Origin of the sequence: Nocardia sp. NBC_00416 (assembly GCF_036032445.1) — a bacterium.
Classification (GTDB): Bacteria; Actinomycetota; Actinomycetes; order Mycobacteriales; family Mycobacteriaceae; genus Nocardia.
The window spans coordinates 5,315,306-5,329,809 of the sequence record NZ_CP107932.1 but is presented as its reverse complement, the minus strand read 5'-3'; the positions used below and the strand labels follow the sequence as shown (position 1 = coordinate 5,329,809).

The 14,504-nt window shown below is 67.9% G+C and carries 9 protein-coding genes; 6 read left to right on the top strand and 3 right to left on the bottom strand.

Annotated elements, in window-relative coordinates; genetic code table 11:
* Window positions 1-8 precede the first annotated feature (8 nt).
* Both OG804_RS22905 and OG804_RS22900 read left to right on the top strand, forming a co-directional pair.
* Window positions 9-491, top strand: a complete 483-nt coding sequence (locus OG804_RS22905; RefSeq protein WP_328389742.1) for a hypothetical protein — start codon at window positions 9-11, stop codon at window positions 489-491.
* Window positions 492-665: 174 nt separating this feature from the next.
* Window positions 666-1,277 (top strand): histidine phosphatase family protein, encoded by a 612-nt coding sequence (locus tag OG804_RS22900; protein WP_328389740.1) that lies wholly within the window; start codon window positions 666-668, stop codon window positions 1,275-1,277.
* On the opposite strand, the gene OG804_RS22895 is transcribed toward OG804_RS22900, so the two are convergent.
* The 3 genes from OG804_RS22895 to gltB all read right to left on the bottom strand — a co-directional run bounded on the left by OG804_RS22895 (window position 1,278) and on the right by gltB (window position 8,701).
* Entirely contained in the window at window positions 1,278-2,177 is a 900-nt protein-coding gene (locus OG804_RS22895) for a cutinase family protein (protein WP_328389738.1), read from the bottom strand.
* A 345-nt stretch (window positions 2,178-2,522) separates the two neighbouring features.
* Window positions 2,523-3,992 (bottom strand): glutamate synthase subunit beta, encoded by a 1,470-nt coding sequence (locus tag OG804_RS22890; protein ID WP_328389736.1) that lies wholly within the window; start codon window positions 3,990-3,992, stop codon window positions 2,523-2,525.
* 56 nt (window positions 3,993-4,048) lie between these two features.
* The gene (gene gltB, locus OG804_RS22885) at window positions 4,049-8,701 is read right to left on the bottom strand and encodes a glutamate synthase large subunit (protein ID WP_328389734.1); all 4,653 of its coding nucleotides are present in this window, start codon (window positions 8,699-8,701) and stop codon (window positions 4,049-4,051) included.
* A gap of 915 nt (window positions 8,702-9,616) precedes the next feature.
* Between gltB and OG804_RS22880 the strand changes: the two genes are divergently transcribed.
* The 4 genes from OG804_RS22880 to OG804_RS22865 all read left to right on the top strand — a co-directional run bounded on the left by OG804_RS22880 (window position 9,617) and on the right by OG804_RS22865 (window position 14,500).
* On the top strand, window positions 9,617-11,293 hold the full coding sequence (locus tag OG804_RS22880) for a DUF4407 domain-containing protein (RefSeq protein WP_328389732.1): 1,677 nt from the start codon (window positions 9,617-9,619) through the stop codon (window positions 11,291-11,293).
* Between the two features lie 254 nt (window positions 11,294-11,547).
* Complete coding sequence (locus OG804_RS22875; RefSeq protein WP_328389730.1) at window positions 11,548-12,462, top strand: hypothetical protein; 915 nt, start codon at window positions 11,548-11,550, stop codon at window positions 12,460-12,462.
* A complete protein-coding gene (locus OG804_RS22870; protein ID WP_328389728.1) occupies window positions 12,459-13,502 on the top strand; it encodes a DUF4129 domain-containing protein in 1,044 nt (347 codons plus the stop codon). The genes OG804_RS22875 and OG804_RS22870 overlap by 4 nt, the downstream gene beginning before the upstream one ends.
* Window positions 13,499-14,500 (top strand): AAA family ATPase, encoded by a 1,002-nt coding sequence (locus OG804_RS22865; protein WP_328389726.1) that lies wholly within the window; start codon window positions 13,499-13,501, stop codon window positions 14,498-14,500. The genes OG804_RS22870 and OG804_RS22865 overlap by 4 nt, the downstream gene beginning before the upstream one ends.
* Window positions 14,501-14,504: the final 4 nt, after the last annotated feature.

Below are 14,504 nucleotides of genomic sequence, written 5' to 3'. Positions count from 1 at the left end.
GGTTTGATTTGAGTTACGTAGACCTGCTCACCCATGCGAGCCAGGTGGACTATTCGGCCTGGGCGAACACCGATACGCTCGCGTCCGCGGTCGATCTGGCCGCCCGCAAGAGGAGCAAGAGCAAGAGCGGCGGCGGCTTCGGGTTGTTCGGCCTGCTCTGCTGCGTGCTCGTGGTCGTCGTCATCGTCGTGATCATCGTGCTGGCGCGTAAAAAGAAGAGCGACAACAACTCGCAGGGAGGGTTCCCGCAGCCCGGCCAGCCGCCGCAGGGGGGTTATCCCCAGCAGGGCGGCTATCCGCAGCAGGGCGGCTATCCGCAGCAGGGCGGTTACCCCCAGCAGGGCGGTTACCCCCAGCAGGGCGGTTACCCCCAGCAGCCCGGTTACCCCCAGCAGGGCGGTTACCCCCAGCAAGGCGGGTATCCCTCGGACCCGAACTACCCCAACCCCCCGCAGGGTGGTCAGCCACCGTACCCGCCCACAGGGCAGTAATCCCCTCGACCGGACACCGCTCCGGCACTCGGCCCGGCTCGCCGTCATCTCGGCGACCCGGGCCTTTCGTTTCCTCCGGACACCGGACGATTTCTCCGGCTCCTGTCTCGGCCGGTCACCGAGCACGCTGACCTCGGCTGGTAGATGAAGGCCCCGATGCGGCAGAGTGGACCCGTGCAATTGATACTCGTTCGCCATGGCCAGCCTCGCCGGGTCGACAATGCCCAGGAAGCGGCCGACCCCGGGCTCGCGCCCATCGGCGTGGACCAGGCCGAACGGGTACCGGCGGCGCTGGAGCAGCACCGGATCGTCCGGGTGATCAGCAGTCCGCAACGCCGGGCCCGCGAGACCGCGGCGCCGACCGCCGCGAAACTGGGCCTGAGTGTGGACATCATGGACGATCTGGCCGAGTACGACCGCGAGCTACCGTCCTATATCCCCATCGAGGACGCCAAGATCGACTTCCGCGACACCTACGACCGGATCAAGTCCGGCCATCTGCCGTCCCAGATCGATGCCGACGCCTTCCGGCAGCGCGTGCACGACGGGATCACCGAGATCGCTTCCACCACCGCGGCCGCCGACACCGTGGTGGTTTTCGCCCACGGCGGGGTCATCAACGTCACTCTGCAGGACATCCTCGGCCTGGCGCGGCCGCTGACCTTCCCGATCGATTACTGCTCGATCACCCGGATCCTGTTCTCCCGTACCGGTCGCCGCACCGCGGCGACCGTGAACGAGAACGGCCACGTCTGGGAATTGCTGCCGCGCAATATCTCCAGCTGATCAGGCCATATTCGAGATCCAGTTGTGCATCCACGACAGCGCGGACTGTCCACCGCCGACGTTGTAGCTGCCGTAGGAGATATGCGACTCCGACTTGTAGAACGACTCGAGATCCTTGACCCGCTTCTCGTTCGCCCCCTCCGAAAGCTGCGCCTGCAGCGTAGGCAGCCCGCCGGTGGCCATCAGATCGCTGACGATCGCCCCGACCTCCAGCTGGTACCGCCAGATATTCGCGGGATTGGCGTCGGAACTCTGCGCGAGGAAGCCGGCGAAACGAGTGATGAAATCGTCCTGAGCGGTGGCGCAGTAGAGGTCGTCGGGGATGCACACGGTGCGGGTGCGGTCGCTGAGCCAGCCGAATCCACCGACCCGGGCACCACCGGCGCCGGCTCCCGGCGCGTGCGGGCCGACCTGGATGTCTTCGGGCGCCCGGCGCGGATCGGAGATCAGCCCGACACCCGAGATGCGCTCCGGCCGAATCGGACCGAGACCGGTGCCGATTTCAGCGGCGAGGTCGCCCGCGGCGTCCGCGCCCTGGCTGTAACCGACCAGCGCGACATCGGTCGCGCCGCACCGCTGGGCCATATCCGAGATCATGCCGCGCGCGTTGGAGACGGCCTCGTTCTTGGAGTCGGCGTAGATATCGCCTTCCCATGGGAAAGCGGTGGCCGCGTAGGTGACGTAATCGACCTTGGCCGAGGACGGTAGCCCACTGGTCACCCTGGCCAACATGCCCGGGCTCGGGCGCTTGTCGTGGCCGGTTTCCCAGGTTCCGGGAATGGCCACTACGTACAGACTCGGGCAGCCGGGGGCAGCCGAAGCCGCCGAGCCTCCGACAACCAACCCGGATGCGACAGCCGCGCAGGCACCCAACGCCGCGGCAACCCTCTTGAACTGCATTCTGCTCCAGTCAACCCTGGCCCCAGATGGGGACGCTCCCGTTTAAGCCATCGCCAAGATGCTGATCTCCGCCGATGACGCCGATGTGTGTAACAGGTGAACAACAACCACGCGTCACAATTACACGATCGGATCACGATCTCGTACCGAGACACACCGGAGATAACAATAGAGCGACGGTTGCGCCACCGCCAGCCGAGCCCGCTCTGACCACCGCAGACGGTGCGGCGGGCGAATCGTCGAGTACCGCCCGCCCTTCGGGCAGCACAACGGCGCGTTGCCCCCGGAAGCACCGGGGACACCGCGCCGTAGCGTGTTCAGTTGTTCAGGGCCGGACTCCTACGATCAGCGCTGGGCTACAGCGGTCGGGGGGATCGGCGCGGGAAGCGCGGTCTCGCCCTCCAAATACTGATCGACCGCGGAAGCCGCGGCACGACCCTCGGCGATCGCCCAGACGATCAGCGACTGACCCCGACCCATATCGCCGGCGACGAACACGCCGGGGATATTGGTGGCCCAGTTCTTGTCCCGCTGGACATTGCCGCGCTGGTCGTAGCCGACACCGAGATCGCTGAGCAGTCCCGGCTTGTCCGGTCCGACGAAGCCCATGGCGAGCAGTACCAGATCGGCCTCGAGGGTGAACTCGGTGCCCTCGACCTTTTCGAATCGACCGTTGACCATGGTGACCTCGTGCGCATCCAGGCCGGTCACCTTGCCGTCGGCGCCGACGAAGCGCTGGGTGTTCACCGAGAACACACGTTCGCCGCCTTCTTCGTGCGCCGAGGAGACTCGGTACATCAGCGGATAGGTCGGCCACGGGGTGGACCCGGCGCGCTCCTCCGGCGGACGCGGCATGATCTCGAACTGGTGCACACTGGCCGCGCCCTGACGGTGCGAGGTGCCGAGGCAGTCGGCGCCGGTATCGCCACCGCCGATGATGACGACCTTCTTGCCGTGCGCGTGGATCGGGGGCAGACCGTTGTCGTCGGCCACCGGATCACCGTGCTGCACCCGGTTGGCCCAGGGCAGGAACTCCATCGCCTGGTGGATGCCGTCCAGCTCCCGGCCCGGGATCGGCAGATCACGGGCCTGGGTGGCGCCACCGGCGAGGACCACGGCGTCGAACCGCTCCCGCAGTTCGTCGGCGGTGATGTCGACACCGACATTGACCCCGGCTTTGAAGACGGTGCCCTCGGCCTCCATCTGCGCCAGGCGCCGATCGATGAAGCGCTTCTCCATCTTGAATTCCGGGATGCCGTAACGCATCAGGCCGCCGATCCGGTCGGCCCGTTCGAACACGGTCACGGTGTGACCGGCCCGGGTGAGCTGCTGCGCGGCCGCCAGACCCGCGGGCCCGGAACCGACGACGGCGACCTTCTTGCCCGTGAGACGGGTCGGATAGACCGGGGCGACCCAGCCCTCGTCGAAGGCGTTCTCGATCAGTTCGACCTCGACCTGCTTGATGGTCACCGGGTCCTGGTTGATCCCGAGCACGCATGACGCCTCACACGGCGCCGGGCACAGCCGCCCGGTGAACTCCGGGAAGTTGTTGGTCGCATGCAGCCGGTCGATGCCTTCGCGCCACCGGTCCTTGTAGACCAGGTCGTTCCACTCGGGGATCAGGTTCCCCAGCGGGCAGCCGTTGTGGCAGAACGGGATACCGCAGTCCATACATCGGCTGGCCTGCTTCTGCAGGGTCTCGTGCGGGAAACCCTCCTGGTAGACCTCTTTCCAGTCCATCAGCCGCAGCGGCACCGGACGGCGTTCGGGCAGCTCCCGGGACGTGTGCTTCATGAATCCTTGGGTGTCACCCACGAGCGGCCCCCGAATAATCACAGCGCCTCGTCGACGTCATCTTTAAAGCTCTCTCATTACCCACGAGCGGCCTCCATAATCGCTTCGTCGACGTCCTTGCCGCTCTTCTCGGCCTCGGAGATGGCGAGCAGCACCTTCTTGTACTCGCGCGGCATGACCTTCACAAAGTGGTTCACCTGCTGCGACCAGTCGCCCAGGATGCGTTCGGCCACCGCCGAACCGGTCTGATCCCGGTGCTGGGCGATGATGTCGCGCAGCCAGGTGAAATCGTCACCTGACAGTGCCTCGATGGCATCGGCCTGCTCCGGGTTGACCCGGCCGCCGAAGGTGGCGTCGGGGTCGTAGACGAATGCGAGACCGCCCGACATCCCGGCGCCGAAGTTGCGTCCGGTATCGCCGAGGATGACGACCCGGCCGCCGGTCATGTACTCGCAGGCGTGGTCGCCGACTCCTTCGACCACCGCGGTGGCACCGGAGTTGCGGACCGCGAACCGTTCGCCGACGACACCATTGATGAACGCCTGGCCGCTGGTCGCGCCGAACAGGATCACGTTGCCCGCGATGATGTTCTCCTCGGCCCGGAATTCGGCCGGGGCGTTGGGCGCCGGGCGCACCACCAGGTGCCCACCCGAAAGCCCCTTGCCGACATAGTCGTTCGCGTCGCCCTGCACACGCAGGGTGATCCCGGCCGGGACGAAGGCGCCGAAGCTGTTACCCGCCGAACCGGTGAGCGTGATGTCGATGGTGTCGTCGGGCAGGCCGGCGCCACCGTAGAGCTTGGTGACCTCGTGGCCGAGCATGGTGCCGACGGTCCGGTTCACGTTCGTGATCTTGGTGTCGATCTTGACCGGCTTGCCGAACTCCAGCGCGTCGCGGCTCTGCGCGATGAGCTCGTTGTCCAGCGCCTTGTCCAGGCCGTGATCCTGTTCCTTGGTGCGGCGGCGATCCTGGAACATGAATGCCGTCTCGACATCGTCGAGGATGGGCGACAGATCCAGCTTGCTCGCCTTCCAATGCTGCTTGGCCTTGGCGGTATCGAGCAGATCGACCCGGCCGATGGCCTCGTCCAGCGTGCGGAAACCGAGCTGCGCCAGCAGTTCCCGGACTTCCTCGGCGATGTACATGAAGAAGTTCACCACGTACTCGGCCTTGCCGGTGAAACGATCGCGCAGCACCGGATTCTGGGTGGCCACACCCACCGGGCAGGTGTCGAGGTGGCAGACCCGCATCATGATGCAGCCCGACACCACCAGCGGCGCGGTCGCGAAACCGTACTCCTCGGCGCCGAGCAGCGCGGCGATCATCACATCGCGGCCGGTCTTCATCTGGCCGTCGACCTGCACCACGATCCGGTCGCGCAGACCGTTGAGCAGCAGGGTCTGCTGGGTTTCGGCCAGACCGAGTTCCCAGGGCCCACCGGCATGCTTGAGCGAGGTCAGCGGGGAGGCGCCGGTACCGCCGTCGTGGCCGGAGATGAGCACCACATCGGCGTGCGCCTTGGACACACCCGCCGCGACTGTGCCGACACCGGGCTCGGCGACCAGTTTCACGTGGATCCGCGCCTGCGGATTCGCGTTCTTCAGGTCGTGGATGAGCTGTGCCAGGTCCTCGATCGAGTAGATGTCGTGGTGCGGCGGCGGCGAGATCAGGCCGACACCCGGGGTGGAGTGGCGCACCTCGGCGACCCACGGGTACACCTTGTGCGCGGGCAGCTGCCCGCCCTCGCCCGGCTTGGCGCCCTGGGCCATCTTGATCTGGATATCGGTGCAGTTGGTCAGGTAGTGCGCGGTCACGCCGAACCGGCCCGACGCGACCTGCTTGATCGCACTGCGCCGCCAGTCGCCGTTCTCTTCCGGCTCGAAACGAGCCGGCGATTCGCCGCCCTCACCGGAGTTGGAGCGGCCGCCCAGCCGATTCATCGCGATGGCGAGGGTTTCGTGCGCCTCCGCCGAGATCGAGCCATAGCTCATGGCGCCGGTGGAGAAACGCTTCACGATATCGGCGGCGGACTCGACTTGCTCGATCGGAATCGGGGAACGGGCACCCTTCTTGAACTTGAACAGACCGCGCAACGAGGCCAGCCGCTCGGACTGGTCGTCGACCAGCTTGGTGTACTCCTTGAAGATCGAGTACTGACCGCTGCGGGTCGCGTGCTGCAGCTTGAACACCGTGTCCGGGTTGAACAGGTGGTATTCGCCCTCGCGCCGCCACTGGTACTCGCCGCCCACCTCGAGCTCACGGTGCGCGCGCTCGTTGCGGTTCTCCAGGAAGGCGACCGCGTGCCGGGCCGCCACATCGGCGGCGATCTCATCCAGGCCGATACCGCCCAGGTGGGAGCGCAGACCGGTGAAGTACTCGTCGACGAGTTCCTGCGCCAGGCCGATCACCTGGAACAACTGGGCGCCGTTGTAGGACGCGACCGTGGAGATGCCCATCTTGGACATCACCTTCAGCACACCCTTGCTGGCGGCCTTGTTGTAGTTCGCGACGGCCTTGTGGTAGTCGGCGGCCCGGTCACCGGTGCTGCCGGGCACGGCCAGCGCGTCCCGGTCCAGCATGTCCTCGATCGACTCGAAGGCCATGTACGGGTTGATCGCGGCGGCGCCGAAACCGACCAGGGTCGCCATGTGGTGCACCTCGCGGGCGTCGCCCGCCTCCACCACCAGGCCGACCATGGTCCGCGTGCGTTCCCGGACCAGATGGTGGTGCACCGACGCGGTGAGCAGCAGCGACGGGATCGGTGCGAGCTTCTCGTTGGACTCCCGGTCCGACAGCACGATGATCCGGGCGCCACCGTCGATCGCGGCCGATACCTGGGTGTTGATGGCGTCGAGGGCCCGGCGCATGCCGGCCCCACCGGCCTTGACGTCGTACAGGCCGCGCACGACCACCGAACGCAGGCCGGTCTGGCTGCCGTCGTCGTTGATGTGGACCAGCTTCGCCAGTTCGTCGTTATCGATGATCGGCTGCTGGATCGCGATCTGCCGACAGGATTCCGCGGTGGGGTTCAGCAGATCCGATTCCGGGCCGATATGCCGACGCAGGCTGGTGACGACCTCTTCCCGGATAGCGTCCAGCGGCGGGTTCGTGACCTGGGCGAACTGCTGGGAGAAGTAGTCGAACAGCAGCCGCGGGCGCGCCGACAGCACGGCGATCGGGGTATCGGTGCCCATGGAACCCAGCGCCTCGGCGCCGGTCCTGGCCATGGGCGAGATCAGCAGGTTCAGTTCCTCGAGGCTGTACCCGAAGATCTGCTGCCGGATGAGCACCCGATCGTGCGACATGTGGATATGCGGGCGATCAGGGAGGTCGGAGAGGTGTTTGATGCCCTCGTCGAGCCACTCCCGGTACGGGTGTTCGGCGGCGAGCCGGGATTTGATCTCCTCGTCGCCGACGATCCGGCCCTGGGCGGTGTCCACCAGGAACATGCGCCCGGGCTGCAGGCGGATCTTGCGGATGACCTTGGACGGGTCGATATCCAGGACGCCGACCTCGGAGGCCATGACGACTAGGCCGTCGTCGGTGACCCAGATGCGGCTCGGGCGCAGACCGTTGCGGTCCAGGACGGCGCCGATAACGGTGCCGTCGGTGAAGCACACCGAGGCGGGCCCGTCCCACGGCTCCATCAGCATGGAGTGGTACTCGTAGAACGCCTGGCGTTCGGCGTCCATGTTCTCGTTGCGTTCCCAGGCCTCGGGAATCATCATGAGCACCGCGTGCGGCAGGCTCCGGCCACCCAGGTGCAGCAGTTCCAGAACCTCGTCGAAGCGCGCGGTATCGCTGGCTCCCGGGGTGCAGACGGGGAAGATCTTCTCCAGTCGGTTCTTACCGGCCGAATCCTTGCCGAAGATGTCGGAACGCAGCAGCGCCTCCCGCGCGCGCATCCAGTTCTCGTTACCGGCGACGGTGTTGATCTCGCCGTTGTGGGCCACCCGCCGGAACGGATGGGCCAGCGGCCAGGACGGGAAGGTGTTGGTGGAGAACCGGGAGTGCACGATGCCCAGGGCGCTTTCCACCCGGTCGTCCTGCAGGTCCAGGTAGAACGCGCGCAGCTGCGGCGTGGTGAACATGCCCTTGTAGACGAAGGTCTGACCGGACAGGCTCGGGAAGTAGACCGATTCCTTGCCGACCGAGCCCTCGCCGGCGCCGGCTTTGCCGAGTTCGTGCTCCACCCGTTTGCGGATGACATAGGCACGCCGCTCCAGGTCCATACCGGAGAGCGGCTCGGCCGAATCGGCGGGCGAGCCGATGAAGAGCTGCCGGAACAAGGGCATGGCATCGCGCGACAGCGCGCCGAGCGACGATTCGTCGATCGGCACCTCGCGCCAGCCGAGGACCGTCAGGCCCTCTTCCTTGACGATCTTCTCGACCCCGTAGGAGGCGCGAGCCGCCTCGCGCCGTGCCTGGGGCAGGAAAGCGATACCGGTGGCGTAGGAGCCTTCCGCCGGGAGGTCGAAATCGACCACTGCCCGGAAGAAGCGGTCGGGTACCTGGATGAGGATGCCCGCGCCGTCGCCGGAGTTCGGCTCGGCGCCAGCGGCGCCGCGGTGCTCCAGATTCAACAGGGCCGTGATGGCCTTGTCGACGATGTCACGGCTGCGGCGGCCGTGCATATCACCGACGAACGCGACACCACAGGCGTCGTGTTCGTTCGTCGGGTCGTAGAGCCCGATGGGTCCCGGGGACCTGTGGCCAGGTAGTTGCGTCATGCCTCTGCCTTCGAAAAAGTCGACCTCGACGTGGTGCGGCCTTTGCGAGAACGCCCTGTCGAACGCCGGTACTGTCGAACGCTCCCTGATCGAGAACTGCGTCCGTACGTTGGCCGACACCAGCCGCGCTGATGGTGTTCGGCGTGCAGTCACGTCTGAAGTTTTTCCACCTGTCGCTGTGCGCAGGTACCCGTCGGTAACGAAACGCTTACGCGCTCGGAACTTCGAGGCGGGATTTCGCCCGCTAGGCTGGCCTGATCGGTGGTCGCCCGAACCTGCCTCCGGCCGGACATGGGTATGTGCGGCGTAAGAGCAAACGATAAGCCAGGTCCGGGACCCAACCAACCAAGGTTGCCCTAATAATCGGATCTAGCTGGGCTTCTTCATTCGTTCCTCCACATATGCGCGTTTTCTAGTGTAAAGCAGCATTCGGGGGTGAATCGATCCCGTACCGGCCCTCCGAACAGCGGCGATCCGGCGGATCCAGCCTTTCGCGGATGTCGAGCCACATCCCGAGAACCCACGCTCACCTGCATCGAAGATGAATTCCCGGCGGCGGCGATGGGCAAACCCATCAGGCTGCGGCTAACTGTTGCACGGGTCGATGAGATGTTCGTGACAGCGGCGTGACAAGCACGAAACATGATCCGACCGTCCGGACTGTTTTTGCAATTCTGCCCTCCAGCACATGATCAGCAAACCTGTTTCCGAGTGGTCCACGACACATTTCCGGCACGGTTCGCGAGTCGGTCGCGTTGCGGCAGCACCGGTTTCGACCCTCTGCGCCGGGACCTCACAGGGGGACACCGGGACCGGACACGAGATGCTCCACGGCACCCCTGTGAAGATCCCCACACCCGTTCGCCAAGGGTCGATGGACAGGCGTGCCGCCTGTCACGCTGAGACAACGAATCGATGACAGCTGCAGAGGATATGGGCCCCATGAGCGTCACCGGCATATTCATCTGGCTCGGCGGTGGACAGCCCGCCGAGACCGCCGACGGATACGAGCGCACCGGCTACGCCGTCACCGGCGCAGGAGTGGCGCTGTTCGCCCTCGTCGCGACCGGGATCACCGGCGTCGCCCTGGGCTCCGGGGACTGGCCGGTGGCCGCGGTCGCGACGACGGCGCTGGTCGCCGGGGTTCTCGCCGGCCTGCTCGGCCGGGCACTGGCCGGGGCCGAACCGACAGGCCGGCCCGATCGGCCCGCCGGGACCATCGACGTCCCGGCGGTCGCGGCCCGGATCGGCACGGCGGTATTGGCCGGTGTGGTGCTGGCCGAGATGGCCGTCACCGTGCTGTTCGGCGGCACGGTGGACCGGATCCTCGACGATCGCGCGGCCGCCACCGCCGCAACGGCCCCGGCCGCGCGCACCGCGCAGGACGAACTGGACCGTGCCGTCGCCGATCGCAGCGCACTCGATCAGAGCATCGCGACGGCGTCCGCGGATATCGACAGCGCTCTGGTCGTGGCCCGCTGCGAGTTCAATCCGAGCCCGGAGTGCCCCCAGACCAAGATCACCGGGGTCCCGGGGCGCGGCCCGGAGGCACAGACCGCGAACGAACTGCTCGACGATGCCCGAACCGCACTGACCACCGCGCAGAATCGAGTGGCGCCGGCGGACCAGCGGGTGACCGACGCCCGCCAGGCACTCCACACTGCACAGGCCGGCGTCGCCGGCGGTGACCGCGGGTTCGGTGCGCGGTGGTCCGCCGCGCACGAGTACACAACCGACCAGATCGGGGCCCTGGCGCTCCGCTTGCTCACCTGGCTGGTATTCGCACTGGTGGCGTCGCTCGCACTCATCCTGCGCTGGTGGCGGGGTGAAACCGCACAGGAGCGGCGACGGGCAGCCGCGGCCGTACGCGATCGCGCCGACCGCGCCGCCGAGGTGGCGATCGCCGAGAAGGAAGCCCGGATCCGGGCCGACACCGCGGCCGTCAAGGCCGAGCAGCAGCTCACCGCGGCCCTGCTGGTGGCCGAAGCCGACACCACCATCGACAGGGAGCGGCAGCGCACCAGAGTGATCGCCGCACTGGGCGGACTGGAGATCGGGGTCACCGAGCGCGCACCCGAACCCGCCGCGCTGCCGCCCGGCCGTGACAGTGCGCTGCTGCCGGGAACCGAGCCGGATGCCGCCCACCCCGATCTTCCGGTGCCACTCGGGAAGGAGCCCGCGGTGCGGCCGCCGGCGGGTCTGGAACTTCCGATCATCGGAAGCCTGCCGTTCACCGACACCGCGGCCCGCTGGATCCGCCCGCTCGTTCCGGCCTTCGTGAGTTCGGCCATCGACTCCGCCATAGATACCGCGAGCCAGCCGCTGCGCACCGCTCGCCATGTGCTCACCGAGGCCGAAGAGATCACCTTCACCCTGCGCCGGGCCCGGAAAGTCACGGTGGACAGCCAGGTCGACAGTCGGCAGCCCGCCCGTGGCCACTCCACTCGCTCCCGGCGCGACGCCGACGCCGACCTCACCCTGGACGCCGAGGCGATCGTCTCGGCGACGACGCACCTGGAGCCGGGGACTCCGGCCGGGCTGCCCGCGGGCGCCGCGCCGGATACCCCCCGCGCACTGCCACCGGGCCGGTGATCGCGCACGCTGCCGGGTCCCTACGGGCCCGCCGAATACGGCGAACCGCGACACGTAGTACCGGACTGTCCGAGTAGCGAGGGAGCCAGTGCGCGTGCCGCCGGGACCCTGAGCCCGCGGACCTCGCCGTTGCCGCACCGCGCGCGATGCCGCTCCGCACAGGTGTGACCACCCATCCATCGCGCCGTCACGCGGCGCCGAGTTCGCCCGTCATCCGCGGGCTCGGACCCCGTACACCCGTTAGACTCGGCCGCGTGCAGCCTGCCGCTGATCCGGCCGGCTCCGTCGGGGCGGGAGTACATCCGGAAGACCGAGCCCAGCTAGCGACGGTGCCGATCCGCCCGCTGAGTTTCCGGGAACTGGTCGACGCGCCGTTCGCCCTGCTACAACCCGATATCGGGATACTGGCCGGAGGTGCGGCACTCCTGCTGGCGGCCGGTGAGCTGGTAGTGGCGGCCGTCATCGGGCTCATCTCCCACCTGACCGGCGGATCCGACGAAGGCACCGCCCTCGGGGCGCTTTTCGCGACCCTCGGTTGCGCGTGGGTCATCCGCCTCACGCTGCGCGGAATCACGGTGACCACCGGTCTCGCCCGCGCCGGCCGGATGCCGATCGCCTTGCGGGAGAGTCTGCGGCGGACCGGTTCGCGGTGGGGCCCCTTGCTGCTGAGCCAGTTGTCGTTCACCGCGATCGGGGTCGCGGTGCTCGGCCTCAGCGGTGTGTTCTTCTGGTCGAGCTTCGTGGGCGGCCTGATCTGGTTTCTGCTCGCTTATCCTTGCTGCCTCCTCTGGTTGGCGTGGCTGCGAGCCCGGCATCTGGCGGCTGCCCCCGTACTGTTCGCGGAGGGGATCACGGCCCGGGCGGCACTCGCGCGGTCCGGTTCGCTGGTCGGAAACCTGCGCACCCAGCGCGCCGGACTCTGGATCTGCCAACGCCTGCTCTTCGCACTGCTGGCCGTCCCGGTACTGGGGCTCATGCTGTTCCTGAGTGATTTCTCCGGCACGCACCGATGGGCATTCCTGATCCTGCTCACCACTACCGCGCTCCTGCTCGTATCCTTCGCCGAGATCGTGGAATCCAGCGCCCGCGTGGTCGGCTATCTCGACCTCCGCTGCCGACGCGAGGGTCTCGATATCCGGATTCCCGCCCCGCCCGGAGGCGGCCGGTGACCGAGCCGAACCGGACCGTTCCCGATCCACCCCGGCTCGACGCCGCCGCGTCGCACGGTGCTGCCGCCGAACACGCCGCCGCGCACGGAGATTTCGATACCGCGCTGCGCGAACGTTTCCGGGCGGTATTGCGCGGTCTGGAACAGCGCGGAACGCTCGCGGTGCGCCGATCGCGCACCGCGCGGGAGACATCGCACGAAGCGGCGGCGAGCCTGCCGACCGAGCTCTCCGGCGAGCTTCCGGCCGCCGCCCGGGCTTTCGATGAAGTCGTGTACGGCGGTCGCCGCGCCGACGCGGACGAATACCGTCGACTGACCGAGGCCGACCGGTTCTCCGCGGCGGCCCCGCCGCCGACCGCCGAGCCCATCGATATCGACAGCGAGCCACGAAAGTCCCGGGCGCGGCGAACCACGTGGCAGTGGCCTCCGGTATTCCGCGATCCCCGCTTCTGGGCAGGCCTGGCCGCACTCGCCGTCGTCCTGCTCATGCTGTATGCGGTGTTACAGGGCTGCACCGGCCCCAGTGCGCCGCACCCGCCGGACGTACCGCCCACGGATCCACCGCCGATCGATCCGCCGCGGGACGGCGGTTACGACCCCGACCTGCCACGGCCCACCGGTGAGGATTCGTTCTTCGACCGGACACCGGGCTGGCTGGCCTTCGGCGGCATGCAGTTCCTCGTCGCCGCAGCCCTGCTGGTGTGGTGGCGGGCACGCCGCCGCGGCGCGTTGGTCGGGGAGCCCCGCCCGGTGGAGGTCGCGGCAAATGAACTACTGGCCGGTCAGGCGGGTCTCTACCGCCGCTCCGGCGACCACGCGCATATCGCGGGTGTGTTGCGCACCGCGACGCTGCGCAGACTGCGCCGGATCCTCGGTGTCGCCGCCGGATCCTCCCCCGAGGCACTCACGGCGGCGGTCGCCGTCCGCCTCGGCGCCGACCCGGGGACTATCGGCGCGGCGCTCTACGGGCCGGTGCCGGACGCATCGACCCTGGCACTCGTAGCCGCGCAACTCGAATGGATCGAAGCGGAGGTCGGATGACCAGCATTGACACCAGCAAGACGAGCACGGAAGGCGCCGCGCCCACAACGGCCGAAGCCGCCGCCGCGTTCGCCGCGCTGCGCACCGAGATCGGTAAGGCGGTGGTGGGCAACGACAACGCGGTCATGTACCTCGTACTCGCGCTGCTGTGCCGCGGCCACGTCCTGCTGGAAGGGGTTCCGGGCGTGGCGAAGACACTGCTTGTCCGGGCTCTGGCCACCGCACTGGATCTACAGCACAGCCGGGTGCAGTTCACCCCGGACCTGATGCCGGCCGATGTCACCGGATCGCAGATCTACGATCCGCATTCGGCCGAGTTCACCTTCCGCGACGGACCGGTGTTCACCAATCTGCTCTTGGCCGACGAGATCAACCGCACCCCGCCGAAAACCCAGTCGGCACTGTTGGAGTCGATGGAGGAGCGCCAGGTCTCCGTGGACGGGCGCCCCCGGCCGCTGCCCGATCCTTTCGTGGTCGTCGCCACGCAGAACCCCATCGAGCAGGAGGGCACCTATCCGCTGCCCGAGGCGCAACTCGACCGGTTCCTGTTCAAGGTCGATATCCACCTTCCCGAACGCGATGACGAATTCCGCGTCCTGCAGCGGCATGCCGAGGGCTTCGATCCGCGTGATCTCACCGGCGCAGGCTTGCGGCCGGTGGCCGGGCCCGCGCATATCGCGGCTGCCCGGTCGGCGATCGCCGGGATCGCGGTTCGTCCCGAGGTACTCGCCTACATCGTCGATCTGTGCCGTGCCACCCGGACCGCCGCCGCTGTCGCGCACGGCGCGTCGACCCGGGGCGCGACGGCCCTCATGTCCGCGGCCCGGGCCCTGGCCTGGTTGAACGGCCGCGGGTTCGTGACACCGGACGATGTGAAAACCGTTGCCGTGGCCGCACTGCGGCACCGACTGCAACTGCGCCCCGAAGCAGAGTTGGACGGAATCACCGGGGAACAGGTGATGGCGTCGCTGCTGCTCTCGATCCCGGTCCCGGTGTAGGGCC

What these genes read in the sequence shown, in the direction of transcription:
- OG804_RS22895 (WP_328389738.1), bottom strand. Translation starts at nt 2,177, where the DNA reads ATGCAGTTCAAGAGGGTTGCCGCGGCGTTGGGTGCCTGCGCGGCTGTC.
- gltB (WP_328389734.1), bottom strand. Translation starts at nt 8,701, where the DNA reads ATGACGCAACTACCTGGCCACAGGTCCCCGGGACCCATCGGGCTCTAC.
- OG804_RS22880 (WP_328389732.1), top strand. Translation starts at nt 9,617, where the DNA reads ATGACAGCTGCAGAGGATATGGGCCCCATGAGCGTCACCGGCATATTC.
- OG804_RS22865 (WP_328389726.1), top strand. Translation starts at nt 13,499, where the DNA reads ATGACCAGCATTGACACCAGCAAGACGAGCACGGAAGGCGCCGCGCCC.